This window comes from Nitritalea sp. (assembly GCF_054166705.1).
The window spans coordinates 1-26,561 of the sequence record NZ_JBSZCV010000013.1 but is presented as its reverse complement, the minus strand read 5'-3'; the positions used below and the strand labels follow the sequence as shown (position 1 = coordinate 26,561).

The 26,561-nt window shown below is 50.1% G+C and carries 23 protein-coding genes; 10 read left to right on the top strand and 13 right to left on the bottom strand.

The annotated features are described in order from the left end of the window. Nucleotides 1-589 precede the first annotated feature (589 nt). Nucleotides 590-1,846 carry a S8 family peptidase gene (locus ACXIT9_RS09910; protein ID WP_458056070.1) on the bottom strand — a complete coding sequence of 419 codons (1,257 nt, stop codon included), beginning with the start codon at nt 1,844-1,846 and terminating at the stop codon, nt 590-592. 319 nt (nt 1,847-2,165) lie between these two features. Here ACXIT9_RS09910 and ACXIT9_RS09905 point away from each other — a divergent pair, with 319 nt between their 5' ends. Further along, entirely contained in the window at nt 2,166-3,749 is a 1,584-nt protein-coding gene (locus ACXIT9_RS09905; RefSeq protein WP_458056069.1) for a WG repeat-containing protein, read from the top strand. A gap of 12 nt (nt 3,750-3,761) precedes the next feature. Continuing rightward, complete coding sequence (locus ACXIT9_RS09900) at nt 3,762-4,400, top strand: HAD family hydrolase (RefSeq protein ID WP_458056068.1); 639 nt, start codon at nt 3,762-3,764, stop codon at nt 4,398-4,400. Between the two features lie 121 nt (nt 4,401-4,521). Here ACXIT9_RS09900 and floA read toward each other — a convergent pair whose 3' ends face one another. The 3 genes from floA to proS all read right to left on the bottom strand — a co-directional run bounded on the left by floA (nt 4,522) and on the right by proS (nt 7,669). Further along, nucleotides 4,522-5,547, bottom strand: a complete 1,026-nt coding sequence (gene floA / locus ACXIT9_RS09895) for a flotillin-like protein FloA (protein ID WP_458056067.1) — start codon at nt 5,545-5,547, stop codon at nt 4,522-4,524. 13 nt (nt 5,548-5,560) lie between these two features. After that, a complete protein-coding gene (locus tag ACXIT9_RS09890) occupies nt 5,561-6,019 on the bottom strand; it encodes an NfeD family protein (RefSeq protein WP_458056066.1) in 459 nt (152 codons plus the stop codon). A gap of 168 nt (nt 6,020-6,187) precedes the next feature. Further along, nucleotides 6,188-7,669 carry a proline--tRNA ligase gene (proS, locus tag ACXIT9_RS09885; RefSeq protein ID WP_458056065.1) on the bottom strand — a complete coding sequence of 494 codons (1,482 nt, stop codon included), beginning with the start codon at nt 7,667-7,669 and terminating at the stop codon, nt 6,188-6,190. 139 nt (nt 7,670-7,808) lie between these two features. Here proS and ACXIT9_RS09880 point away from each other — a divergent pair, with 139 nt between their 5' ends. Both ACXIT9_RS09880 and ACXIT9_RS09875 read left to right on the top strand, forming a co-directional pair. Continuing rightward, the gene (locus ACXIT9_RS09880; RefSeq protein ID WP_458056064.1) at nt 7,809-9,302 is read left to right on the top strand and encodes a hypothetical protein; all 1,494 of its coding nucleotides are present in this window, start codon (nt 7,809-7,811) and stop codon (nt 9,300-9,302) included. A gap of 369 nt (nt 9,303-9,671) precedes the next feature. After that, nucleotides 9,672-11,192 (top strand): OmpP1/FadL family transporter, encoded by a 1,521-nt coding sequence (locus tag ACXIT9_RS09875; protein WP_458056063.1) that lies wholly within the window; start codon nt 9,672-9,674, stop codon nt 11,190-11,192. An 82-nt stretch (nt 11,193-11,274) separates the two neighbouring features. Here the strand turns inward: ACXIT9_RS09875 and ACXIT9_RS09870 are convergent, their stop codons facing one another. From ACXIT9_RS09870 to ACXIT9_RS09860, 3 genes are read right to left on the bottom strand one after another with little or no spacing between them, the layout of a single operon-like run. Beyond that, nucleotides 11,275-11,799: a shikimate kinase gene (locus ACXIT9_RS09870; protein ID WP_458056062.1), complete on the bottom strand. Its 525-nt coding sequence runs from the start codon at nt 11,797-11,799 to the stop codon at nt 11,275-11,277. Nucleotides 11,800-11,804: 5 nt separating this feature from the next. Then, entirely contained in the window at nt 11,805-12,902 is a 1,098-nt protein-coding gene (locus ACXIT9_RS09865; protein WP_458056061.1) for a BT_3928 family protein, read from the bottom strand. After that, nucleotides 12,895-13,440 carry a DUF1599 domain-containing protein gene (locus tag ACXIT9_RS09860; RefSeq protein WP_458056060.1) on the bottom strand — a complete coding sequence of 182 codons (546 nt, stop codon included), beginning with the start codon at nt 13,438-13,440 and terminating at the stop codon, nt 12,895-12,897. The genes ACXIT9_RS09865 and ACXIT9_RS09860 overlap by 8 nt, the downstream gene beginning before the upstream one ends. A gap of 107 nt (nt 13,441-13,547) precedes the next feature. Here ACXIT9_RS09860 and folP point away from each other — a divergent pair, with 107 nt between their 5' ends. Together folP and cdaA are read left to right on the top strand one after the other, a co-directional pair. Then, nucleotides 13,548-14,342, top strand: a complete 795-nt coding sequence (folP, locus tag ACXIT9_RS09855) for a dihydropteroate synthase (RefSeq protein WP_458056059.1) — start codon at nt 13,548-13,550, stop codon at nt 14,340-14,342. Then, nucleotides 14,339-15,193, top strand: a complete 855-nt coding sequence (gene cdaA, locus ACXIT9_RS09850) for a diadenylate cyclase CdaA (RefSeq protein ID WP_458056058.1) — start codon at nt 14,339-14,341, stop codon at nt 15,191-15,193. The genes folP and cdaA overlap by 4 nt, the downstream gene beginning before the upstream one ends. 104 nt (nt 15,194-15,297) lie before the next feature. On the opposite strand, the gene kbl is transcribed toward cdaA, so the two are convergent. Continuing rightward, the gene (kbl, locus tag ACXIT9_RS09845; protein WP_458056057.1) at nt 15,298-16,518 is read right to left on the bottom strand and encodes a glycine C-acetyltransferase; all 1,221 of its coding nucleotides are present in this window, start codon (nt 16,516-16,518) and stop codon (nt 15,298-15,300) included. A 197-nt stretch (nt 16,519-16,715) separates the two neighbouring features. Between kbl and ACXIT9_RS09840 the strand changes: the two genes are divergently transcribed. The 3 genes from ACXIT9_RS09840 (at nt 16,716) to ACXIT9_RS09830 (ending at nt 20,707) form a co-directional block, all read left to right on the top strand. Continuing rightward, complete coding sequence (locus ACXIT9_RS09840; protein WP_458056056.1) at nt 16,716-17,678, top strand: NAD-dependent epimerase/dehydratase family protein; 963 nt, start codon at nt 16,716-16,718, stop codon at nt 17,676-17,678. Between the two features lie 212 nt (nt 17,679-17,890). Then, a complete protein-coding gene (locus ACXIT9_RS09835; RefSeq protein WP_458056055.1) occupies nt 17,891-19,528 on the top strand; it encodes an ABC-F family ATP-binding cassette domain-containing protein in 1,638 nt (545 codons plus the stop codon). A gap of 63 nt (nt 19,529-19,591) precedes the next feature. Next, nucleotides 19,592-20,707 (top strand): alkene reductase, encoded by a 1,116-nt coding sequence (locus ACXIT9_RS09830; RefSeq protein ID WP_458056054.1) that lies wholly within the window; start codon nt 19,592-19,594, stop codon nt 20,705-20,707. Between the two features lie 108 nt (nt 20,708-20,815). Here the strand turns inward: ACXIT9_RS09830 and ACXIT9_RS09825 are convergent, their stop codons facing one another. Continuing rightward, a complete protein-coding gene (locus tag ACXIT9_RS09825; protein ID WP_458056053.1) occupies nt 20,816-21,178 on the bottom strand; it encodes a Spx/MgsR family RNA polymerase-binding regulatory protein in 363 nt (120 codons plus the stop codon). 240 nt (nt 21,179-21,418) lie between these two features. On the opposite strand from ACXIT9_RS09825, the gene ACXIT9_RS09820 reads away from it, so the two are divergent. Further along, complete coding sequence (locus tag ACXIT9_RS09820) at nt 21,419-22,432, top strand: DUF3667 domain-containing protein (protein ID WP_458056052.1); 1,014 nt, start codon at nt 21,419-21,421, stop codon at nt 22,430-22,432. 145 nt (nt 22,433-22,577) lie between these two features. On the opposite strand, the gene guaA is transcribed toward ACXIT9_RS09820, so the two are convergent. The 4 genes from guaA to ACXIT9_RS09800 form a co-directional block, all read right to left on the bottom strand. Continuing rightward, nucleotides 22,578-24,107, bottom strand: coding sequence for a glutamine-hydrolyzing GMP synthase (gene guaA, locus ACXIT9_RS09815; RefSeq protein WP_458056051.1), 1,530 nt, complete (start codon nt 24,105-24,107; stop codon nt 22,578-22,580). A gap of 143 nt (nt 24,108-24,250) precedes the next feature. Continuing rightward, on the bottom strand, nt 24,251-25,285 hold the full coding sequence (locus ACXIT9_RS09810; RefSeq protein ID WP_458056050.1) for a ligase-associated DNA damage response exonuclease: 1,035 nt from the start codon (nt 25,283-25,285) through the stop codon (nt 24,251-24,253). Nucleotides 25,286-25,288: 3 nt separating this feature from the next. Continuing rightward, a complete protein-coding gene (locus ACXIT9_RS09805) occupies nt 25,289-25,915 on the bottom strand; it encodes a flavin reductase family protein (protein ID WP_458056049.1) in 627 nt (208 codons plus the stop codon). Nucleotides 25,916-25,919: 4 nt separating this feature from the next. Further along, nucleotides 25,920-26,363, bottom strand: coding sequence for a hypothetical protein (locus ACXIT9_RS09800; protein WP_458056048.1), 444 nt, complete (start codon nt 26,361-26,363; stop codon nt 25,920-25,922). Between the last annotated feature and the right edge of the window lie 198 nt (nt 26,364-26,561).

Genomic DNA, 26,561 nt, shown 5'->3' with positions numbered 1-26,561 from the left:
CGCCAGGGCCGCCCCTACCGGGCTGAATATGTTCGTTTTTGATCGTTTGGTTTCGTTTTCTTTCTGTTTTTGGGATTTTCGCTTTCGTTTGGTTTCGTTTTGTTTCTTTTTAATGTTCGCTTATGATCGTTTGGTTTCTTTTTATGGATTCGGAAATTTGGTGGATTTCTGTAGATCTGTTGATCACGGTGTGTTCGGGGATTAGGACAATCGTCGAAATGGGTAATCATGGTTTTGGGTAATCGTCGCAAAGGGCGGCCGTGTAGGGGCGACCCTTGCGGTCGCCCTGATTTTCGGGCATATACAATTTCATATATTGCGGTCGCCCTGATTATCGGGCATATACAATTTCATATAGGGCAGCCGCCCCTACGTTTCCCGGCATCAACGATTTCATGTATTGTAGTCGTCCGAATTTCCTGGCATGAACGATTTCATATACCGCGATCATCGGAAAATGTGGATGCGTATTTTTTTCGGATGAACATGTAGTAGGAATCGCAAATTCCTGTCGGGCGAAAAAAAGGGTAAAGGTCGAGGTGTACACCCTCAACCTTTAACCCTGAAAAATGAATCTTGGAAGACCTCTTTAGCGAACAGAAATAGGATCTGGTACACCGTCAGGGTCATTGCGGACGAAACCGTCCTGCTGAATGTCCCCTAGCAGCCGTAAGCCTGCCACATGAGGTGCTGCCATCGAAGTGCCACTGATGCTGCGGTAAGCCCCGCCAATCCAAGTGGAAGCGATTTGCACCCCCGGTGCACACCAATCGATCGGAGGATTCCCGAAATTCGAAAAGGAGGCAAATCGATCGTTACTGTCCATAGCAGAAATCGTGAGCATAAAAGCCCCATTCACGCGCGCAGGACTCGACGTGTTCGCGTCAGCACTGCTATTGCCCGCCGCCAGCACAAACCAGATGCCCGCATTAGAGGCATTTAAAACGGCCTGATCTAAGGCTGAGGAGATGCCTCCTCCTAGGCTCATATTGGCCACGTCGCCAGGCTGTGCATTCGCCGCGATGAAATTAACCCCAGCGATAACACCTGAATTACTGCCTGACCCATTCGACCCTAAAACCTTCACGGGAATCACTTCCGCTCCTGCTGCCACCCCGATGACGCCGATCTCATTGTCGATCGCCCCCACCGTGCCCGCCACATGGGTACCATGTCCATTTTCATCTGTCAGAGAATTGCCATCGCGACCGCGTGTAAAAGCATTAAACCCACGCTGGGCATTTACGTTCAAGTCTGGATGCGTAAGTTCGATGCCCGTGTCTACCACATACACCGCATTAGTCCCCTGATAGGTCACCCCTCCGTTTACTCGGGTAATGCCAAAAGGCACTACCTGTGCAGGCTGGGTGCTCCCACCCCCTCCACCGCCTGGACGACGTAAAATGGGAAGTAAAGGACCTAAAAGGTCAGGAAGTAAATAGGCCACGCGATCTGGCTCGATAGAGGCTATAGCAGGATCTTTTTCGATCTGCGCCAGCTGCTCCGGACTTAACCGGGCTGAAAAGCCTACCAATGCTGTTTCGTATACCTCTTCCGCTTGTTCTGCAGGAATATTAAATTTACGCAAGAAAGCACCGACTTCTTGCCGCATCAACGCTTGATTTGCTGCATAATCATCGCCACGACGGAAACTAATGGCAGTGGGCTCCATGCTGATAATAAACTTGCCTGGAATGATCTCTCCAGCACCCGCCACTTGAAAAATGGTCTCTGTTTCGGACGTCAGCAGGTCCGCTTCCTGTGCAGGTGTGATTTCTTCGGGTGATTGGCAGGCGCCCGCTACTAGTAGCGCAAGGCCCACGCTTAAGCCGTATCTCTTTTTCATAAGTAATAGAATTGGTTTTTACGAATATCGAATAAACTGCTCAAAAACCAAATAAAAAAATGAAAAAACATCAACTACAAAATTAAAGTTTTAACTATTGCTCTTATATGGCGATTTCGTTTTGCCTAGGCTGCGTTTCGTGATCCAGCCGCCTTCAAAACTGCCTAGGCCCACACAGAAGAGCCAGAGAAACAGGCACCTAACCCAAATGCTCGACCGATGCCTGTCCATCTAAAACCTAATAAATAGCCCCCTAGAAAGGCGCTTCGCCCGCTAGGAACTTGCATGAACGCTTGGAAGCGTGTAGCTTTGGGATCGAATGATTCCCATGAAGCCTACCGCCTCCCATTTTCTCCTCGCTTTTACGCTGCTGCTCTGCTCTTTTCCGCGAGCATTCGCGCAGACACAAGCGCCACTACTGCCGTATGAGCTCTATCAACTTGAGGGTAAGCAACTCACCTTTCAAGGCCTGCTGCGGGCAGACAACCTGCAGGTCATCGATGAGCAATTAAAATTTATGCAGCGTCAGGGGCATATTTTCTTTTTAAATGCCGCCTTTCGCCCGAACCTCGGCCTAGGACCTGTCACCATAGATGCCCTACAGTCGCCCTGGATCCTCGTTCGCGGCACTGAAGGACTAGGCGTCTGGCATCGCTACGGCGAGCAAGTGCTGGAAACCAAATATGCTACGGTGGAAACCAGCGAAACGGCCCTGCTCGTGCGCGACACGGAAGGCTTCGCACATTACGATCGCCGCACCCGCCACCTAAGCCCAATTGGAAACTTTGACAGTGCCCATTTACTTCCTAACGGCCAGGTGCTGGCTACTAAATCCGGGCAGTTTTACTTGCCGATCAGTAATTTTTTGCGGGATCAGCCCCTGGATAGCGTGCAGGCGGCGGGAGACAACTTCCTCATCTTTACTTTAAAGGAAAAGAAAGGCTTGGTGAATGCCATCGGCAAGGTGGTTCTTCCTGCCCAGATGGATGCGCTTACTCACCTTGAAAAAGACTTTTTCCTTGCCCGTGAGGGCAAAGAGTACCGCCTCCTAAAAGCGCTCCCAAATGGTATTCAGGTGCAGTATGTCTCCTACCATCGCATGCAGGTGGATGCGGGCACGCCCGTGGAATATATCCATGGCAAGCTTCGGCGCATCCTGAAGGGGGAGGGCATTTTACTCGATGCCGTGGGCATGACCCGCGTAGAGGCTTTGGCCCCGAAGGTGTATCGGGTGGATTTCCGCGATGGCAAGACGGGCGTCTACGGCGCTTCTGGCTGGCTTTTGCCCCCTACTTCGGACATCCGAGGGCTGAGCTGGCTGGCGGATGGACAGCTTCAGGGGGAGTGGGCTGGCGCCAAAGCTTTTTTAAGCCCCAGCCGCCAGTGGATCGCCGTGCCGGAAGCGATCGAGCTGCGACCTTTTTATGAGGAGCGCGCGGCTGTTCGTTTTGCAGCGGGCTGGACCTATGTGGATACGCGGGGGGAGCGATTACCGGTGCAGGGCTTGGAGGCTGCCGGTGCTTTTTCTAAAGGAGTGGCGGCCGTGGGCCAAGGGGGAAGCTATTTTCTTATCGACAAGGAGGGAGAGGTGCTATCGGAGTCTTTTTCCGCCCTACGACGCTTTGCGGACGATTTATATCTAGCCGAAAAGGAAGGCAAATGGGGTATTTGGCGTGCAGATGGCAGTTGCTTGTGGCCTGCGGAGCTGGAAACCGCCCAGCTACTGGAGGACCAGTTTCTCCTTCTGCTCCGAGAGGGGCATTGGGGTTTGGCCGACCGAGAGGGCAGGATGCTTTTGCCTTTCGCCTATCGGCAAATAGAAGTGAACGCAAGTAGCGGCATGATCGCTGCCCAACCTTTGGCGGAGCCCGATGATGCCCCACTACTTTCTAAACATCCTTAAACCTATTGATACATGAAACAAGCAGTAATTTTTGACATGGACGGCGTGATTTGCCATACGAACCCCTATCATGCGGAGGCTTTCCGGCTTCTACTCCACCGCTATGGTCTGCGGCCTAGCGAGGAGGAATTTAAGGCCCATATGTACGGGAAAAACAATGGCTACATCTTTTCGCATTTTTTGCAGCGGCCGATAGAAGGAGAGGAGCTGGCGGCGCTGGAAGGGGAAAAAGAGGCTTGTTTTCGTGAGCTCTATGCGCCTCATGTGCGCGCGATAGATGGCTTTTTACCTTTCTTAGACAGGCTACGTGGCCATGTGGCACTTGGCGTAGCCACTTCCGCCCCTAAAGCGAATATGGAGTTGATTTTAGGTAGCTTGGGTATCACGGCCTATTTCCAAGTGGCCCTTGCCAGTGAGAACGTACGCAAGCACAAGCCCGATCCAGAGGTGTACTTAAAGGCGGCGGCAGCTTTAGATGTTTCTCCAGCGGAGGCACTTGTTTTCGAAGATTCCTACTCCGGTGTGCAGGCCGCGCGCCACGCAGGGATGGAAGTAATCGGGGTGCTCAGCTCCCATCAGGCGGAGGAGCTTCCCCCCTGTAAGGACTACATCCATAACTATGTGCACCTTGATCTAGGCGTATTAGCTTAACCGTTCAGCACTGGAGCCAAAAAAGGGCTTTCGCGTATCTGCAAAAGCCCTTTTTTAACTGTCGGTCGCTGCTTCGAAGGCCTCGTATTTCTGGACTTCTTTGCGCTGTCGGCCAAACGCTTTATTTTTTATCGCCGCTACCGCCTTTACCGGCGCCACTGCCACTGCTTCCTCCGCTACCATCATTTCCGGCTATGGAGGAGCGCATTTCTGTATCTGACTTGATGTTTTCCATCTTGTAATAATCCATCACCCCTAACTTGCCATTACGGAATGCATCCGAGAGCGCTTTAGGTACTTCAGCTTCTGCCTCGATTACTTTCGCACGCATTTCTACGGCTTTGGCTTTCATTTCCTGCTCTAAGGCCACGGCCATGGCGCGTCTTTCTTCGGCTTTTGCTTCGGCTACTTTTAGGTCGGCAGAAGCTTGATCGATTTGTAATTTCGCACCGATATTCGTTCCTACGTCGATATCCGCGATGTCGATCGACAGGATTTCAAAGGCTGTGCCCGCATCTAGTCCGCGCTCTAGTACCAACTTCGAAATTTTATCTGGGTTTTCGAGCACGCTCTTGTGGTTTTGGGCGGAGCCTATGGAGGTGACGATCCCTTCCCCGACACGGGCCAAGATGGTATCCTCACCGGCACCTCCGACGAGCTGGGCGATATTTGCCCGAACGGTTACTCGTGCTTTGGCGATGAGCTGAATCCCATCTGCTGCCACGGCCGCCACATTCGGGGTATTAATCACTTTGGGGTTAACAGAGATTTGTACTGCCTCGAACACATCTCTACCAGCTAAGTCGATGGCGGTAGCCTGTTTGAAGCTCAGGCGGATGTTGGCTTTATCGGCAGAAATGAGTGCTCGGATAACATTAGGGACATTCCCTCCGGCCAGATAATGTGTTTCCAGGTCATTTGTGCTTAGTTCTAGGCCTGCTTTCGTCGCCGTAATTAGTGAGTTGACGATGACACTTGGAGGCACCTTACGGATGCGCATCCCGATCAGTTCTCCGATGCCCACGCGTACATTTGCGAAGATAGCGGTGATCCAGAGGTTCACTGGCACGAAATACAAAAAGATAAATAAGACGACCAGTGACGCGAAGGCCACTAGTAAAATTAACGCTGAGTTATCGTACTCCATAGTAAAAGAGGATTTATAAAGGTTTCACGAGTATTTGATTGTCTTGTAGGCGGGTGATGGTAATGGGGGTGCCTGCGGCAATGTGTCCGGTAGTGGATTTCACTTCGAAATCCCTTTCTCCAAAGCGGGCTTTGCCGATCGGTTTTAAGTCCGAAAGTGCTTTTCCTTCCTCTAATACGGAGAGACCCTCTAGACGGTTATCATAAGAGCGACCTTCTACGGTACTTTTTAAGGTAAAGCGGTCCCAGGCTTTGACCCGGAGGGTCCAGATCAGACCTCCTATATGTAGAAGCAAGACCATGCCGAGGATCCAGAAGGCGGTGTTTTTCTCATAAATTTGGAACGCGTAGCCCACTCCGATGCCAGAAAACAACATGCCCACGACGCCAACGATAGTGGTTCCTGGAACGAAAATGATTTCGGTGAGTACAAGCAGTAACCCAATTAAAATGAGGGTGAGGACGATCCACATGAGGTTCAGAAAAATTAAATTTGTTTAGGTGGACTAATATAAGGATTTCTTGATAAATTCTTAGCGAAAAGAGGATTTAATTCTATTAGGTGTAGCGCACATAAAAACAGCGCGCCCCTCACCTGTTTGGGCAAGGGGCGCGAAAAAGGAGTGCTAATGCGCTTATTATCAGTAAGCTTTCGCGAAGAGAACGCGGCGTGTGGAAGGCTGGCCTGTCAGGATGCAAGTGCCGGCTTCTTCTCTCGCATCGAGGGGGATGCAGCGGATGGTGGCCTTGGTGAGGGTTTTGATTTTTTCCTCCGTCTCGGCTGTGCCATCCCAGTGTGCGGATAGGAATCCACCCTTGTTTTCGAGCACTTCCTGAAACTCCTCCCAGCTGTTGACTGCTGTGATGTGTTCGGTTTGGAAGCTTTTCGCTTTTTGGTAGATGCTATCTTGGATTTCGGCCAGGAGCTGTTCGATGTAGGTGCCGATTTCTACGTCTGCCAGGGAAAGGGTATGCTTGCTGAGCAGGTCGCGTCGGGCTATTTCTATTGAATTATTTTCCAGGTCTTTAGGGCCGATGGCGATACGTACAGGCACGCCTTTCAGTTCGTATTCGGCAAATTTAAATCCGGGCTTATGGGTGTCGCGGTTATCGAATTTGACGCTAATGCCCTTTGCGCGAAGCGCGGCCATCAGTTCTTTCGCTTTCTGGCTGATGGCTTCGAGCTGTTCTTCGCCCTTATAGATCGGCACGATGACCACTTGGATGGGGGCCAGTTTCGGAGGAAGGACGAGGCCATTATCGTCTGAGTGCGCCATGATGAGTGCCCCCATGAGGCGGGTGCTTACGCCCCAGCTGGTGCCCCAGACGAAGTCCAGCTTCCCCTCTTTGGTAGCAAATTTTACGTCGAAGGCTTTCGCGAAATTTTGGCCGAGGAAGTGGGAGGTGCCGGCTTGGAGGGCCTTTCCATCTTGCATCATGGCTTCTATGCAGTAGGTGTCCTCTGCTCCTGCGAAGCGTTCGCTTTCGGTTTTTACGCCTTTTACTACGGGCAGGGCCATAAAGTGCTCTGCAAAGGTCGCGTACACGTTCATCATTTGTACGGTCTCTTCGATGGCTTCTTGTTTAGTGGCATGTGCGGTATGGCCTTCCTGCCAAAGGAATTCGGCGGTCCTTAGGAAAAGGCGGGTGCGCATTTCCCAGCGCACGACGTTAGCCCACTGATTCACCAGAAGCGGTAGGTCGCGGTAAGACTGGATCCAGTTTTTATAGGTGCTCCAGATGACGGTTTCAGAGGTAGGGCGGACGATGAGTTCCTCTTCCAGTTTCGCATCCGGGTCTACGATTACTCCGCTGCCATCTTCACTATTTTTTAGGCGGTAGTGGGTGACGACGGCGCACTCTTTGGCGAAGCCCTCCACATGACTGGCTTCCTTCGAGAGGTAAGATTTCGGAATGAAAAGGGGGAAGTAGGCATTCGTGTGTCCTGTTTCTTTAAACATGCGATCCAGTTCTGCCTGCATTTTTTCCCAGATGGAATAGCCATAGGGTTTGATGACCATGCAGCCTCTAACTGCCGAATTTTCAGCTAAATCCGCTTTTTTAACCAATTCATTATACCACAGAGAGTAATCCTCACTTCTTTTTGGAAGTCCTTTGCTCATGATGTTTGTTTGAAAGTAAAAATATGCTTATTTTCGAATTCTTATGATAGGACAAATATAAAGCAATTATTCGTACGTGGCTGCAACATGAAGTGTGAAAAGCGCGTATCTATTATATAAGAGTTAAATCTGACCGATTATGAAAAATTTAATGACGTATGTATCGCTTGGAGTAGGTGCTGCCTTGGCACTTTCCTCGTGTAGCAGTAGCTACACAGCGATGAGGGGTGGGGAAACGGATGATTTGTATTTCATGGCCTCTGATGCCCGAGTGGCTACCCAGTTTGCTGTGCAAAACAACAATCCAGACAATTTCAGAGCATTAAAGCGCCAAGCGGATGCTCCAGAGATGCAAGAGAATTTCTCTGCTCGTAATGTGAATCCAGAGTATTTAGCGCGTTATGCAGCTCCTGCTGATTCAGCAGAAGATGAGGGTGCGGTTTATTTCGATGATGAGCGTTTCGATGCGCGGCAGCAGCCGGCAAACGTAAATGTATATAATAATTTTGCCACAGGTCCGGTCAATAATTTCGGAGGTGGCTTTGGGTTCTCTCCCTTTATGATGGGTGGTTTCGGACCTATGGGCTTTTGGGATCCTTTCTGGGGCCCTGGATTTGGTCCTGGCTTTGGCTTCGGCCCACGCTTCGGACTAGGCCTCGGCTTCGGGGGTGGTTTTGGCTTCCGTCCAGGATTTAATCTAGCCTTAGGTTTCGGCAACCCATGGGCATTCGGTCCAGGCTTCGGCTGGGGAGGATTTGGCCCTATGTGGGATCCTTTCTGGGGTCCTATGGCTTTCGGTCCTGGTTTTGGCTGGGGCGGCGGATTCGGCTGGGGTAATCCATGGATGCGTCCTGGCTTCGGCTGGGGTGGTGGATTCGGAGCACCGATTTTTGTATTGCCTGGTGGCGAGTTGAATCAAAGACAAACACTCCGTGGCGCACGTCCTACACGTGGTGCTGGATATGCTACGGCAGCTAATCGCGCGAACATGGCCGCAGGTGCTCCTGCTACCTCTCGTGCAGCGGCTAGACGTGATGCGACTGCGCAGCGTGGAGGTATCGCTTCACCAAATGCCAGCAGAGCGAATGCGGGTAGAGACTTCAGCAGATCACAAAACGACCTTTACAGAAGCAGTGCGAGCAGTAGAACGGCAGCAGCTCCCACGACTCGAAATACACGTTCCGCAGCGGCTACTCGTGGTGGTGCTGTAGGAAGACAGAGTGCAGCAGCTCCTTCTTACCGTTCAGCGGCTCCAGCGGCTCGTACCCAGTCGGCCTACAGAGGTGCGGCTCCAGCTACTAGAGGTAGTGCTGTCAGAGGTGGTACCGCTGCTCGATCTGCCAGCCCTTCTTATTCGAACAGAACGGCAGCTCCTAGCTACAGAACGGCTCCTTCTCGTTCTGGATTTTCGCAGCAGCCAGCAAGAAGTGGTTTCAATCAGCCAAGCAGAAGCAACTTCAGCCAGCCAAGCAGAAGCACTGCTCCGGCATTGCGCTCTACAGCGCCTAGCAGAAGCTCCAGTGGATTTAGCTCTGGAGGTGGATCTATGCGAAGCAGCGGTGGTGGTATGAGCACTGGCGGTGGCTCTAGAGGTGGCGGCGGCGCTAGCTCTGGCGGTCGAGGCGGCAGATAATTTAAATAAGTACATCGGTCTTTATTCATACAGGGGTATCTTCGGATGCCCTTTTTTTATGAAGCGCCTTTTGGTCTGTAAATGAGACGCTCCATTTACAAGACTCCAGGAATGCCTTTTTATTTGTAGCGCTTTAGTTTCTGTGTGGGTACTGTCGCTTTCTCTCTACATAATGGGGAGGAAGAGAGGTTATTCTCTTCCTTTTAGCTTGTATGTTGTAGCGTTTTTGGGGGAGAAGGATGGGTTTTTTCTTGTTTCCGTTAGTTTTTTTTAGAATTCCATATCTTTACACCCTTAATGTCGTTTAGTAAATGGGTAAGCTTTTAGGCATTGTATTTGTCGAAAGTTTTTTTTAAAAATCAAGATAATATGAAGGGAATAAAGCGGATAATCGGAGTAGCTTGCCTGGTAGGCTTGGTGCTATCTGAACAGGCGCATGCGCAAAGTGGATATGCTGACGATGCGCTTCGTTTTAGTCAATTTCAAAGTACAGGATCTGCTCGTATATTAGGTCTCGGTGGGGCACAAACTTCGCTCGGAGGGGATATTTCAAATATTCATATGAATCCTGCGGGTCTTGGATTTTTTCGCCGGTCGGAGTTTTCGATCACGGCTGGAGCAGGATCTTGGAATACGGAAACTACTTTCTTACAGCAGCCGCAAGAGGAGCGTAGAGGCATTTTCAACGTGCCTAATTTAAGTGTGGTCATCAGCCGTCCGCGTGAGGGCTTTACAGACTCTGGCTTTCGTGGAGGAACCTTTGGGATAAGTATTAATCGCGTGGCTAATTTTAATAAGCGCTTTGGGTATTTCTCAGATATCGAGGGTAATTCTTCTATCATTGATTTCTTCCTAGCCGATGCTCAGGGGATACCTGAAAACCAGATTGAAAACCGTGGGCTTACCGGAGCAGCGTATCAATCCTTCTTGATAAATCCTATTGCTTTCGACAATCAAGGCAATCCGATAAATAATCCGAATCAATACTTTTCTTTTGTAGGTGGTTTGCCCTTTCAGGATGAATTCGTGGAACAAGAGGGGGGGATTACGCAAACAACCTTTTCTTATGGTGCCAATTTTGGCAATAAGTTGTTTATCGGTGCGGGTTTAGGGATTTCTTCGGTTAATTATCTACGTACAGCTACCTTTAATGAAGAGTTTTTCGGAGAGCCCTTAAATAATATGTCTATTCAGGAGAACCTACGTATCAATGGATTCGGCGTGAATTTAAATGCAGGTATTATTTATAAGCCTATCGATCAGGTGAATTTAGGGTTTAATTTCCAAAGTCCTACTTGGTACCGTCTAAACGAGGAGTACGACGGCCGTATCGTCGCATTTTATGACAACTTCTTTTTCGAGGATGAGGGTATTCGTTTAAACAGAGAGGAAGGCTTGACTCCCTTTGTGATCAGTACCTTCAACTTAAATACGCCGATGCGGCTATCTGCAGGGGGTACTTTCTTTGTGGGGAAAAATGGCTTTATTACCGCGGATGTAGATTATATCGATTATAGCATGAACCGGCTGAATTCACGTGATTTTAATCCGAGTTTGGACAATCAGCAGATCAACACACTTTTCGGTCAGGCGATTAATTTCCGAGTTGGGGGAGAGTTTCGTTATGATATCTTTCGCTTCCGTGGGGGATATGGCCTATACGGTGATCCCTTCGTAAATGACGATTTTGATCGTACGCAGCAGCAGTTTACGGGGGGCGTAGGTGTTCGCTTATCGAAGTTTTATGTGGACTTTGCCTTTATCAGCAATAATTTCAGAGATCTTTATACCTCCTATTCTTTGATCGATGGGGGCCAAGAACTGGGCGCTGTAGCTGAAGTACGTAATGTCATCAATCAGGGCGTGTTAACACTAGGCTTTAACTTCTAAGTGCCGAGGCTTTTTGGTCTACCTTCGGTCTCCCATACGTTCCGCAAGTTTTAGCGGTACCGTCTGGCAGTGTTTATGAGAATTATAAAGTCCCTAACAGTTGGGCGATCACAAACTCAGTGCGGATCTGATCGGCACTGAGTTTTATTTTGGCCTCTTCATAGAAGCGTTCCCGGATGGAGAGTAGATCTTTCAGTTTCATGCGCGCTTCTGCGCTATTTAGCCCGGCGAACATAGGGCGCTGATCACGGGCCTCTTGATGGAGTCTTTGGACGATTTCGTCTGGTTCGACTGCAAGATAAAGGGTCTGAGATGCTTGATTTAAGCGTTCCATATTATCATAAAAGCAGGGCGCCCCTCCTCCGGTCGCGAGTATGAAACTGTCGGTTTGCTCCAGAAACTGCCGAAGGACATCGTGTTCCTTTTGGCGGAAGCCCGCCTCCCCTTCTTCCAAGAAAAGGGTAGGTATGCTCCGTCCATAGGCTGCTTCGATGAGCTGGTCTAGGTCAAAAAAGGGCACTTTAAAGCTTAGGGAAAGCCGCTTGCCAAAGGTGCTTTTGCCGGAGCCCGGCAGGCCAACCAAGCTGATGCGGATCTTTTTTTTCATGGACTTCAGCGCGTAAAGGCCTCGAGTAAGTCGGCCCAAGATGGAAGTGTTCGGTAATGGTACTTCTTCAGGACCGTTCCTTCGTTTAGCAGCAGAAGGCCCGGGTTGGAGCGGATGATGGTTTTTAGGACGGTAGCATCCCCTTGGTAGTAGGTGAAATCCCAGTTTTGGCTTTGGAGGAAAAGCTCGATCTTTTCGGCGGAGTTAGCGGCCAGGACAGCGGGCTGGATTCCGGCTTGCTCGGCTTTTAGGAAAAGTTCTTGGATCTCATTCAGCATTTTACGGTCCATTTTTTCGATATCGGTGATAATAAGGATCGCTTGCTTACCACTCAGGATTTCCGCGGTGTAGTCTCCTTCTGGATTCCATACGGCGAAATCAGCTATTTTAGGCAGCGCTTCCTCATTTGTCAGTAGCATTTCTACGAACGTATAGCTCTCGTCGTCGGGGTACTGCTCGAAGGTATATCGCTCGCCGTCTTTTTCCATGATGTAGGCATACTGTAGGGGTGCTGAGGGAAGCATGGCCTCGGGGATATTAACCCCTTCCTTATAGGCTCTGAAGTCGATAAAAGGTAGGGTATTGATCGCTGTGATGGCGATGATCACGCTGAGCAGGGTGCTAATCCGTGTGGTCCAGAGGGCCCAGGTCGGACTGTTCTTTGGGAGCTGATGGCGGTATATAAACAGGACTCCGATGAGTACGAGCAGGACGATGTCCTTATAGAAGGACTGCCAGGGGGTGAGTTTGATGGCATCTCCGAAGCAGCCGCAATCGGTCACTTTATTGAAATAGGCTGAGTAGAAGGTTAAGAAGGTAAAAAACAGGACCATTGCGCCGAGCGCATAAACGGTAAATCGGAGGCGCGCACCCACTAAGAGCATGACGCCCAGGACTACTTCTGCCACCACCAGGATGACAGCGATTTCCAGCGAGAAGAGTTTAAAAGCACTGAAAAAGCCTGCGATATCAGCAGCGAAGACGTCGAAATATTCCTCCATTTTTATGGCTGTCCCCACCGGGTCGTTAACCTTTATCAGGCCAGAGAAAATAAAGAGGCCGCCTACAAAGAAGCGGATGAGGGTGAGCAAGTACTTAAGCATTTGGGTTTAGTTTAATCAAGCAGAAAACGGCATAATTTAAGATATCCTGATAGTTCGCGACGATCCCTTCGGAGACGAGGGTCTTACCCGCATTGTCTTCGATTTGTTTTACGCGGTAGAGTTTCATCAGGATAATGTCGGTGATGGAGCTGATGCGCATGTCCCTCCAGGCCTCTCCGTAGTCATGGTTTTTTTGGCGCAGCAGCGCCAAGGTCCGATCTACCCAGTGATCGTACCTTTTTTCCAGCTCTTCGTAAGGGATTTCGATGCGGGTGTCCTCCTGAAGGTCCAGCTGTAGAAGCGCGATTAGGCAGTAGTTGATGATGCCCACAAATTCATCTTGAATCGGCTCATTTACTTGCTGGTTGCCCTTCTCCTGAATGCTTCGGATGCGCTGCGCTTTGATGAAAATCTGATCGGTGATAGAGGGGAGCCGGAGGATGCGCCAGGCGGTACCATAATCTTTTGTTTTGTTCGCGAATAATGTTTTACAATGGCTGATAACTTGCGTATATTCGCTTTCCGTATGTGTTCTCAAGGTTTTTTTATTAAATGACGCGGCTAGGTTCCATTTCTACAACTTCGGGAAACGAAGATACTTTATTTCCACGTAAATTTACACTGAATAGCAGAGGAAAACTCCTTATGCTCGATCGCCCTTGGGTGATGGGGATCTTGAATGCCACTCCGGACTCCTTTTATGGGGGCAGTCGGGTTAGTGGTGTGGAAGCGGGGCTCACACAGGCGACGAAGATGCTCGCTGAGGGTGCAGATATCTTGGATGTCGGAGGCTATTCCACCCGTCCAGGCGCTGATGAGGTGACGGAGCAGGAGGAAATCGATCGTACGGCACCGCTGATTCAAGCGATTTTGCAGCGCCATCCCGAGGCTTTGGTGTCCATCGATACCTTTCGTGCGGGGGTGGCGCGTGCGGCATTAGAGCAGGGAGCGCACTTCGTAAATGACGTGTCAGCAGGTCACCTGGATGAGAGGATGCTGTCGACAGTAGCGGCTTTTCGCGTTCCCTACATCGCGATGCACATGCGTGGGAATCCACAAACGATGCAAAGCCTCACCTCCTATGAAGATTTGCTCCAAGAAATGCTCTTGTATTTCGCACAGGTTCAGGAACGCTGCGGGCAGGCCGGCATACATGATGTTATTTTTGACCCAGGCTTTGGCTTCGCCAAAACATTAGAACAGAATTATGAAATTTTAAGACATTTAAATACTTTCCCGAAACTCCTTGGCCCGATTTTAGTTGGCATTTCAAGAAAGTCTATGATTTACAGGGTTATAGATACAGATGCTGAAGGTGCTTTAGCTGGAACGACCGCTTTACACATGGTGGCGCTACAGCAGGGGGCGAACGTTCTTCGGGTACATGATGTTTTAGAGGCAGTACAGACGATAAAATTATTTAAGACGCTATATTCTTGACACTTTTATTTAAAATAGGATTTTTAGAGATTTCCCTTGTCAATGTCATTGACATACTGCTTGTGAGTGCCTTGATGTATCAGGTATACAAGCTTCTAAAGGGGAGTGTGGCCATAAAAATATTTTTAGGCTTCCTGTCGCTGTATTTAATCTACCTGATGGTAAATGCCCTACGGATGGAGCTGCTATCCGTCATTTTAGGACAGTTTATGGGGGTAGGGGTAATCGCAGTGATCATCATCTTCGCCCCTGAGATTCGGAAATTCCTGATGATCGTAGGAAGGACTTCTTTCCTTTCGAATGAGAATATATTAAAGGAGCTGCTGTTTTGGCGCAAGCGCGAGACGCAGGCCTTTAATATCAGTCCCATTATCGATGCGACTAAATCCCTGTCCGGTTCTAATACAGGCGCGCTCATCGTTCTTTCCCGCAATTCTGAGTTGAAATTTTACGCTGAGAGTGGTGATTTAATCGATGCGGTGGTCTCGAAGCGCCTTTTGATTTCCATCTTCAATAAATATTCCCCTCTACATGATGGGGCCGCCATCATCTATAACGGAAAGGTGAAGGCTGCCCGCTGTATTTTGCCCGTCACCGAGCGTGATGTCCCCGCACAGTTTGGCCTGCGTCACCGTGCGGCCATCGGCATGTCGGAGGCCACCGAAACGCTCGTACTGATTGTGTCGGAAGAGACGGGACAGGTGTCGCTGACGAAAAATGGCAAGCTTCTCCATAACCTCTCTTTTCAGGAGCTAAGAGAAATGCTGAATGACTACTTGACAGGAGTGGATGTGGATGACAAGTTCGAGCCCATCGCTGCCTTCGAAGGGAAAAAGCAGAAAACACTCTAAATCGAAAATGTTAGGTGCACCTATAAAAAAAGCAGATCTTGTAACAAACCTGCTTTTTTTATCATGCGTAACGTGTATGTGATCTGGTGAAAACCAGCCATTTTTTATGCCTGCGCAGTGTTCGCTTTTTCCCCGATTACTCCGAGTTCTTGTCCGGCTTCGATAAAGGCGGCGATGGCAGCATCCAAATGCTCCTGCTCGTGAGCTGCGGATAATTGTACGCGAATACGTGCTTCTCCTTTAGGGACGACCGGATAGTAGAAGCCGATGACATAAACGCCTTTTTCGAGTAGCTTCTCCGCCATTTGTTGGGAAAGCTTCGCATCGTACAGCATGATCGGGACGATGGCGTGCTCGCCAGGCTTGATATCAAATCCTGCCGCTTCCATTTTCTGGCGGAAATAGCGGGTGTTGGCTTCCAGTTTGTCGCGCAGCGATGTGCTTTCCATCAGCAGGTCAAACACCTTTAGGGAAGCGCCTGTGATGCTGGGTGCCAGCGTGTTGGAGAACAGATAAGGACGGGAGCGCTGACGGAGCATGTCGATTATTTCTTTTCTTCCGGAGGTAAAACCCCCTGAGGCACCCCCAAGGGCTTTACCTAGCGTGCCCGTAATGATGTCGATTTTTCCCATGACCCCACAGTGTTCATGCACTCCACGACCTGTTTTGCCCATAAATCCAGTGGAGTGGCATTCATCAGACATGACGAGCGCCTGGTACTTTTCTGCGAGCGCTACGATTTTATCTAGCTGGGCGATGGTGCCATCCATAGAGAAGACTCCGTCTGTGACTATAATTTTGTTTTGAGCGCCTTTGGCCTCGGCCGCCTGCAGCTGCGCCTCCAGGTCCTCCATGTCATTATGCTTATACCGGAAACGCATCGCCTTACACAGGCGCACGCCGTCGATGATGGAGGCATGGTTCAGGGCATCTGAGATGATGGCATCTTCAGGGCCCAGGATGGGTTCGAACACACCTCCATTCGCATCGAAAGCGGCTGCATATAAAATAGTGTCTTCGGTGCCTAAAAATTCCGAAATTTTCGCTTCTAACGCTTTATGGATGTCCTGCGTACCGCAAATAAATCGGACGGAGGATAGGCCAAAGCCATGGGTATCTATGGCACGCTTAGCAGCCTCGATCACCTCGGGGTGAGAAGAGAGTCCGAGGTAATTATTAGCACAAAAATTCAGTACTTCCTGGCCACTTTCTAATCGGATGCGAGCAGCCTGAGGGGAGGCGATCACACGTTCCCGCTTGTAGAGGCCTGCTGCTTCGATTTCTTTTAACTCTTGTTGTAATTTGGGTTTTAGGGTATCAAACATAAAGGATGCTTTTTAAGTCTTATTTAGATAAACTGATTATTCCCAGCAGGGTTCCGCTCCATAGAGATTTCCCACAGAATCATCGGAAGTGCATGAAAATTGAGGATAAATCTTTAATTTTGTTCTAAAATATTCCCAAATATACGAAAAATTCTGCTCATAATCTGCGTTAGGAGTAGGGTCTAGAAAAGAGAGAAATGGATAAAATCTTGGTTATCGGGGCGGGGGGGCAGCTAGGCTCTGAGCTCACCCAGGCGCTGGCCGCCACCTATGGCGCGGAGCAGGTCATCGCTACGGACATTAATGCCCAAGCGGCCTCAAAATTTGATTTCTGCGTATTTCGCACCTTGGATGTCATGGATCAGCGAGCCGTTCGGGAGCTGATCGTGCAGGAAAAAGTGAGTCAGATCTACCACCTAGCAGCGGTACTCTCTGCTGTGGGAGAAAAAAAGCCACTCTTCGCCTGGCAGCTGAATATGGACAGCCTACTTTACATTTTAGAGCTGGCCCGCGAGCTGAAGCTGGATAAGGTGTACTGGCCTTCTTCCATCGCTGTCTTCGGTCCGAACACCCCGAAGCAGCAGACCCCACAGTACTGTGTAAAGGAGCCGAACACGGTATATGGTATTTCTAAGCAGGCAGGCGAGCGCTGGTGTGAATACTACTTTCAAAAGTACCATGTCGACGTGCGTAGCTTGCGCTACCCGGGACTAATCGGCTACAAGGCGCTACCCGGAGGTGGAACCACGGACTATGCGGTGGATATCTACCATAAGGCTATCGCTGGTCAACATTTCGAATCATTTTTACGGGCAGATAGCGCCCTGCCGATGATGTACATGCCCGATGCCATCAAGGCTACCTTAGACCTGATGCATGCGCCGCGTGAGCAGGTACGCGTGCGTTCCAGTTATAATGTCGGCGCCATGAGCTTCACGCCAGAGGAGATCTATGCCGCCATAAAGGCGCATCATCCTGAGTTCACGATTTCTTATGCACCGGATTTTCGCCAAGCGATCGCCGACTCCTGGCCGGATAGCATCGACGATACAGTGGCACGTAGGGACTGGGGCTGGTCGCCAAAGTATGATTTAGCAGCCATGACGCAAGATATTTTAACCCATCTGCCGCACATGCGTTTCGAAACTTCGGACATATAAAGGAGGTTTTGGCCCGCGGGCCAAAGCAATAAGCACCGTCAACTTCCACCCAAGCAGGGAAGGAGGCTGAAAAAACCAAAAAAAGAGGAATGTCCGGGTGGCCTTCCTTTTTTTTGTATCGCCCGGAAGAAGGAGGGTGGGCTATTGGAAAGTGAGGGCTGTATTGGAGAGGGCGGACATTCTGTGTACCTTTGGGAAAAAAATCGGCAGGCATGATTTCAGTAGATCAGATTACGGTAGAGCACGGTGGCCAGGCACTTTTTAGTGAGGTCTCTTTTTCGATAAACGAGAACGATAAAATCGCCCTGATGGGCAAAAATGGGGCGGGAAAGTCCACCATGATGAAAATCATTGCAGGCATCGCCAAGCCTACGCGCGGGCAGGTGTCCGCTCCGAAAGAGGCTGTAATCGCCTATTTACCTCAGCACCTGCTCACCTCCGATGACTGCAGTGTTCGCGATGAAGCGGCGAAGGCCTTCGCTTCGTACCTGGCCATGAAAGCGGAGATCGACCGCCTGAATGAGGAGCTCACCGTGCGCACTGACTACGATTCTGAGGAATATTATGCCATTATCGAGAAGGTGTCGGAGCTGAGTGAAAAGTTTTATGCCATCGAGGAAGTCAACTATGAAGCGGAGGTAGAGAAAGTGCTGCTTGGGCTGGGATTCCTTCGGGAGGATTTAGATCGGCCTACAGATACTTTTTCAGGAGGCTGGCGCATGCGGATCGAGCTGGCGAAAATCCTGCTGCAAAAGCCTGACTTGATTTTGCTGGATGAGCCTACAAACCACTTGGATATCGAATCGATACAGTGGTTAGAGGAGTTTTTAAAGGAACGGGCTAAGGCGGTCATCGTGATTTCCCATGACCGTGCCTTCGTGGATGCGATCACAAATCGGACGATCGAGGTCACGCTGGGTAGAATATATGACTATAAAGCGAATTACTCCCATTATCTTACGCTACGTCAGGAGCGCCGAGAGCAGCAGCAAAAGCATTTCGAGGAGCAGCAAAAGTTCATCGCAGAAACCACGCAGTTTATCGAGCGCTTTAAGGGGACCTACTCCAAGACCCTTCAGGTGCAGTCTCGGGTGAAGATGCTGGAAAAATTAGTGCCTGTGGAGGTGGATGAGGTGGATAGTTCTGCTTTGCGCCTGCGCTTCCCCCCATCGCCGCGCTCAGGCAAGTATCCGCTTATCGTGGAAGAGCTCAGTAAAAGCTATGGTACGCATGTCGTTTTCCAACAGGCCAGCATGATCATCGAGCAGGGCCAGAAAATCGCTTTTGTAGGGAGAAATGGGGAAGGAAAATCCACCATGATTAAAGCCATTATGGGCGAAATCCCTTTTGAGGGCAAATGTGAGCTGGGCCATAATGCGAAAATCGGCTACTTTGCACAGAATCAGGCCTCGCTGTTAGACGAAAGCTTGACGGTCTTCGAGACGATCGACCAGCTGGCAGTAGGTGAGATTCGAACGAAGATAAAAGATATTTTAGGGGCTTTTCTTTTCCGGGGCGATGCCATAAATAAAAAGGTGAAGGTGCTTTCCGGGGGTGAAAAAACCCGTTTGGCCATGATCAAGCTCCTTTTGGAACCGGTCAACTTTCTGATACTGGATGAGCCGACGAATCACCTGGACATGCGGACGAAGGATATCATAAAAGATGCCTTAAAAGCCTTCGATGGGACGCTTATCGTGGTCTCCCATGATCGGGATTTTCTGGATGGCCTGGTCGAAAAGGTCTTTGAGTTCGGACAAAAGCGCGTGCGCGAGCATTTCGAGGACATCAATGGCTTCCTCCGCGCGAAAAAGATGGAAAACCTAAAAGAAGTAGAACGCAAGAGCTGAGGAGGAACAAATCGGAAGGCCGGATAGTTGTATAGACACGAATTAAGATCTAAACCAATTATTATGGCACAACAGCAAGCCTTATTAGCGCCCCTAGACATGGGGCCGATTGCGTTAGCGAACCGGGTCGTGATGGCTCCGATGACGCGTAGCCGCGCCGCTAATCCCGAGAAAGCACCTTTTGATATACATGCCACCTATTACCGGCAGCGTGCTTCTGCCGGTTTACTGATAACAGAGGGCGCCCAGATTTCGGAGCGTGCGGTGGGCTATATCAACACGCCCGGCATCCACACGGACGCTCAAGTGGCCGGCTGGAAGCAGGTAACGGAGGCGGTACATGCCGAGGGGGGCAAGATTTTTATCCAGCTGTGGCATGTAGGCCGTATGTCCCATCCTGATTTTCATGGCGGGGAGCTGCCTCATGCGCCTTCGGCTATAAATCCAAATGCTAAATCATTTACCCCAGAAGGGTTTAAGGATACGGTGACACCCAAGGAGATGAGTCTGGAAGAAATCAAGCAGACCGTTTTTGACTATCAGCAGGCGGCTAAGCGTGCGATGGAGGCGGGATTCGATGGAGTGGAAATTCATGCTTCTAACGGATACCTGCTGCATCAGTTTTTCAGTCGTACGTCGAATAGCCGCGTGGATGCGTACGGAGGTTCGATCGAAAACAGGGCGCGGATCCTTTTTGAGGTGATCGATGCGATCAAAGAAGTGATGCCGGAAGAGCGCATTGGCGTACGCCTAAACCCCTCTCTGCACGGTATTTTCGGGATGACACTCGATGAGGAAACGATTCCAACTTTCGACTATATCATCGAGTCCTTAAATCGCTATACCTTAGCTTATTTACACCTTTCAGAGCCTTTTAATGATGTGTCGGAGGTGCCACACGCTGAGCCGCAGATCGCACAGCGGTACCGCCCCGTTTATAAGGGAACGCTGATCATCAATGCTAATTTCGATCAGGAAAGAGGGAATCGCTACATTTTAGAAGGACTGGCAGACGCAGTAGCTTATGGTAAGCCTTTTATTTCGAATCCGGATTTAGTGGAGCGCTTCGCGCAAAACGCGCCCTTAGCGGAATGGGATGAATCTACGTTTTACACTCCTGGGGCCAAAGGATTCACCGATTACCCCAGCCTACAGGAAGCGGCTGCGGCGAAAGGATGACGCATAGCAGAATAGAATGAAAAAAACCTTGGCGGATGTAAGTCGCCAAGGTTTTTTTTCGTCTAACCGTTCCGGCTTGAAAGCCTGCAGGTAGCCTTTATTTTTTACCTAATTTTGTTCCGCTAGCTTCGCTTTTATCGCCTCGGGGTCGAAGCCTAGGGTGATGCTACCATCCGGATAAGCGATAATGGGACGCTTTATCATGCTGCTTTTATCGGCCAGCACTTTTAGTGCACCTAGCTCATCCTCCACGGAGGCTTTAGCCGCAGCATCCAGTTTTCGATAGGTCATGCCTTTTTTGTTGATGACAGCCTCAAGTCCTGTTTTACCGATAAATTCACGGAGAAGGTCTTCGCTAGGGGCAGCTTTTTTATAGTCGATAAACTCATAGTCCACACCCTCTTCTGCTAAAAAGTCAAAGGTCTTTTTCATGGTGGAACAGTTTTTTATTCCATAAACTTTAAGTGTCATGTGTGTAGTTTTGGTTAGTCTTAAATAAAACGGCTTTGGCCACCGAAATGTTCGGTGCAGGTCTACTCCTTTGCCATTGCCAATTGGCTTTGGCGCAGCAGAAATGGCTGCTTAGCACCAGAAGAAAAGCCCGCTGTACCCGAGAGCTTGTCGTTTAAAAGTAGTTATTTCCTCTGTCTCCTCGTGTTTTATATGCTTTCTAAAAGCCTTTTGTGTATATTTCCAAAAATGTGTTTGTAGATGGAGACCCCAGCCGAAGACTATCCCCTCTTTGCAGATCCTATACCAGCTCCTGCTGAGCATGCGCACTGTTTAAACTGTGGGCATCGCTTTGTGCCTCAGGCAAAATTCTGCGCCCACTGTGGCCAGGGAAATAAGCCACGGCGCTTACGAATAGGTCTGCTGCTGAGTGATTTTTTAGAAGGCTATATGAACTGGGAAGGCAAGTTGTGGAAGACCTTTCCGCTGCTTTTCTTTCGGCCCTGGCAGCTGACCATCGCATTTCTATATGGACGTCGGAAGCGCTACATTCATCCTGCGCGGCTTTACTTATTTACCTCACTCTTTTATTTTTTTATGGTGAGCCTCTTGATCCCCACAGATGTTATCGATACTGCATTTCAGCGTGCGGATGCACTTGGAATTCAAATTGGTGGAGACGATGCTACAGACGCAGCTCCAGGAGAGGAGAGGTCAGGTTTCGGCTCTACCCAGCAGCGGTATTTTTATCTACGACAGCGAGCGATAGATCCAGATGTTTCACTGGAAGCCTTTCAGGAAAGCCTGGCAGAAAATATAGGCTGGGAAATCAGCTATACGCCGTACGTGTCCGCTGAAGGTTTGCGCCGTTTTTTTGCTAACAGCAGTACTTATGTGGGAAATGTTCTGCGCAACTTGCCCCTGATGATGTTTGCGCTCCTGCCCATCTTTGGTTTTTTACTCGTGCTCATGCTTTGGAGGCGCCCCTTTTTCTTCGCCGACCATATCGTGCATGCATTCCATATCCACGCTTTCGCTTACTTCTACTATGGTTTGGCATTTATTTATAGCTATGTAGGTTGGCTCGGATCGGACTATGCCTTGCTTTTTTCATTTTTATGGGTGAGCCTCTTGGGCTTTCGTTCGTTAAAAAAAGTGTACCGACTGGGCTTTTGGGCCACCACATGGCGTTTTATAGTTCTGGGCACTTTGTACGGGACGGCCCTGTCTGTAGCGCTAGGTTTGGTCTTTTGGCTGACGTTCCGGTACCAGTAGGGTGAAGGCTATAGGGGCTGTTTTTTTTGCCCGAAGGGCAAAGGGAAAGCGCCTCTCCCCTTTTCCGTTGGCTTCTCCTAGGAGGGGCTTGCAAAAGAAAAAAGAGGGAGGCGCTTGCTGTGTCTGTTCGGGCTATGTGGGGGGCTTATTCCCACTCGATCGTCGCGGGCGGCTTCGAGGAAATGTCGTAGACGACGCGGTTCACGCCTTTTACACGGTTGATGATTTCGTTTGAGATTTTTCCGAGGAATTCGTAAGGCAGGTGGATCCAGTCAGCGGTCATGCCATCTACAGAGCCAACGGCGCGAAGTGCCACCACTTTTTCGTAGGTACGTTCATCCCCCATCACACCTACAGACTGAATCGGAAGGAGGATTGCTCCTGCTTGCCAAACCTGATCGTAGAGGCCATGATTTTTTAGGCCATCGATAAAGATACGGTCCACTTCTTGGAGTGTCTTTACCTTTTCGGCGGTGATGTCACCGAGGATGCGGATAGCCAGTCCGGGACCCGGGAAAGGGTGGCGACCGATGATCGTTTCAGCGATGCCGAGGGCGCGACCTACTTCGCGGACTTCGTCTTTAAAGAGCGTGTTTAAAGGTTCTACCACTTCTAGTTTCATGAAATCGGGAAGGCCACCCACGTTATGATGGGACTTGATGGTGGCAGAAGGACCTTTAACCGAAACGGATTCGATGACGTCAGGATAGATGGTACCCTGGCCGAGGAATTTAACACCTTCAATTTTATTCGCCTCATCGTCGAATACCTCGATAAAGGCATTACCGATGGCTTTACGTTTGGTTTCAGGGTCGCTAATATCTTTTAGAGCGGCATAGAAGCGGTCTTTGGCGTCCACGCCGATCACATTTAGCCCCATGTCCTTATAAGAGTCGAGGACTTCTTCGAATTCATTTTTGCGCAGCAGGCCATTGTCTACGAAAACGCAGGTCAGCTGGCTGCCGATAGCTTGGTGGATGAGGGTAGCGGCCACGGAGGAATCCACCCCGCCGGAAAGGCCCATGACCACTTTATCACTGCCGATGCGCTCCTTCAGGGCGGCTACTGTAGTTTCGATGAAGAGGTCTGAAGTCCAGTCTTGGCTGCAGCCGCAGATGCCTACCACGAAATTACGGAGGAGATTTTTACCTTCCAGGGAGTGTGTTACCTCTGGGTGAAACTGGATGCCAAAGGTCTGTTCGTTTTTCACTTTAAAGGCGGCTACTGCTACGGCGCTGGTGCTGGCGATGATTTCGAAGCCTTCAGGCAGGGCCTTGATCGTATCTCCATGCGACATCCACACCTGAGAGCCATGCGTCATTTCCTTTAGGAGTTCCTGATGCTGATCCAAGTGATCGAGTGTCGCACGACCATATTCACGAATTTCTGAGGGGAGCACTTCTCCACCATACTGTTGCGCTAAAAGTTGGGAGCCATAGCATACGCCCAGCAGGGGGAGTTTTCCACGGAAAAGGTCTAAGTTGACATAAGGTGCATCAGCATCACGTACGGAGCAGGGGCTACCGGAAAGGATAATGCCTTTGGTCTCGGGGCCGATCTCCGGGATCGCGGTGTAGGGGTGAATTTCACAGTACACATTCAGTTCTCGCACGCGACGTGCGATGAGCTGGGTGTATTGGGATCCAAAGTCGAGGATAAGAATTTGTTCTGCCATGCGCAAAGGTACATAAGCCCAGTGAAAGGGAAAAAGAAAGGGCTAAAAAACGGGAGGATATTTTGTTTTCGCAGCCTGGTTTCTGCCAGGGGATTCCTCTATGCCTAATCAGGTGGGGGGGGGGAGGTGGCTGCTGCCAGCGCTCAGGCTTCTGCTTCTGGCTCAGTTTCTTCTTTGGCGTCTACTTGTTCTCCTTCGAAGAGGGTTTCCAGCGGGACGGCATGGCGTCCTTTTACTTCATTCAGGTAGCGGGCGAATGCATGGGTGCTTCCATGGGTCAGGTAAATGGTTTCGGCGCCGGTGGCCTCGATGGCTTGGTTTAAACCTTCCCAGTCGGCATGATCGGAGAGCACAAAGCCCGCATCGGCAGCTTTGCGCCTGCGCGTCCCCCTGATGTTCATCCAGCCTGAACAGATGCCTGTCCGGTAGGGGGAGAATTTTTTCGCCCAGGGGCTGTTCATGGCGGCGGGAGGGGCGATGATGCAGGCGCTTTTAAAGGCTGTTTTCGGGGTATCTCGGGTGATGAGGGTAGCCTCAGGAAGTGGTATGCCGTTTTGTTTGAGGGCCTCATTCGTATGGTGGATGGCTCCATGGACGAAGATAGGTCCTATACTCGAGTCCAGGTGTTTGAGGATGCGCTGGGCCTTGCCGAGGGAGTAGGCGAAGAGCAGAACATTATAGCCTGCAGCGGCCTGCGTGGCCCACCAACTGTTTATTTCCTGCATAAGTTGCTCCTGAGGGGGCCACTTATAGATCGGGAGTCCGAAGGTACATTCGGACACGAACTCGTGGCAGGGCACCGGTGTAAAGGGAGTAGCCAGTCCATCGGCTTCTACTTTATAGTCACCACTGACCACCGCCACGCGACCTTTATGGCTCAGTCTGATTTGGGCGGAGCCCGGAATATGCCCCGCGGGATGCAAGCTGATCTCCACGCCCTGTCGGTAGATGGACTGGGCATAGGGGAGTGTTTCCAGTGTAATCTCCGCGCCGAGGCGCAATTTCATCACTTCGCGGCTATCTTCATGCGCTAGGTAGTGTTTCATGCCATAGCGAGCGTGGTCGGCATGGGCATGGGTAATAACGGCGCGCTCTACGGGCCTCCAGGGGTCGATGTAGAGGTCTGCGGGGGGGCAGTATAAACCTTCTGGGCGGAGTTCGAGAAGCGGGCTCTGCATGGTTTAGATAACGGAAAGGGGGCGGTCCGGTTTCGGGTAGCTCAGGCGCGCCAGGCGCTGTCCGGTGTAGTACTCGTCTAGCCCACTCACGGTCACGGTTTCGAGCGCTTGGAGGTCGATGGAGCCATCCTCACGCAGCCCTTTTTCGGCGATAAAAACATGTTCGATGGCCCCCACCACGAGCACGGTGCCATTGACGGCCAGGGTCTGATGTTCCACGTAGCGGCAGGCTACTTGCAGGGGGCTTTGGTCGACAAAGGGCGCTTCGAAATCGGCTTTATAGGCTTCTGTAAGTCCCGTGGCGGCGAACTCGGAGCCTTCATAGCGGGCCGCAGTCTGGTGCGCGGCCTGGTAGAAGGCGGGCGTGACATGATTTAGCGTAAAGGCCTTAGTAGCCAAAATGTTCTCTAGTGTATGGCGAACTACTGTATGCGGACGGAAGAGGATGCCGACCAGTGGGGGCGAAGCCCCAATGTGAAAGACCTGGGAAAAAGGGGAGAGATTGGTCAGGCCTTTATCACTTTTCGTTCCGATCAGGTTCAGGCTTTTGTAGCCGGAAAGGCCATTAATAAAGTCCCTCCGAAAATCAGAGGGACCAGATAAAAGGGTGTCTTTCGTGTAGTGTAGCATGGGTTTATCGGGCGATAGCTTCCTCTATAGATTCGCAGTAGGCGATGTCTAGTTGGTCGATGATATTTTCCGGGTTTTGGGCCATGATTTGTGCTTTGGCGATCTGCACCATTTTTTCGAACCACTTTTCTCCCGGTAGAATTTTACGATGCTGCTGGAGGCCATAGACCAGCATATCTTTCTTCCAGTGCAAGAAGTACCATTCCATGCTCGGCTGGTGAAAGGCACGTAGCGCGCGCTTATCAAAGATAAACTTGCTATAGCCCCCCTCTTTAATAGTTTCGCTGAGGGTATTAAAGGTTTCTTTAAAATCCTCTATCGGCACATAGTCTGCCAGCAGGGTACAGATGATGATACCCTTTTCATCGTTTTTATAGGCTTTCGAGTAACGCCCTTCGAATATGAGTTCGAAATCTTTTATTTCCTGTATTTCTGTAGGTGAATTCATGATTTTCAAGCAGTTTTAATGGAAAGACCTATTTTTAGATTGCTTTTGCTTTTCTACTGAGGTTACCCCAATTATTAGGACAGTTTTTATTTATGATTAAATTTACAAAAGCCAGTTGAGTTTTCCATATTTCCACACCTGAAAATTTTTTTTTAGATTTTCAGAAGGTGTGGGAATGTGGGAAACTCATTTCAGGCT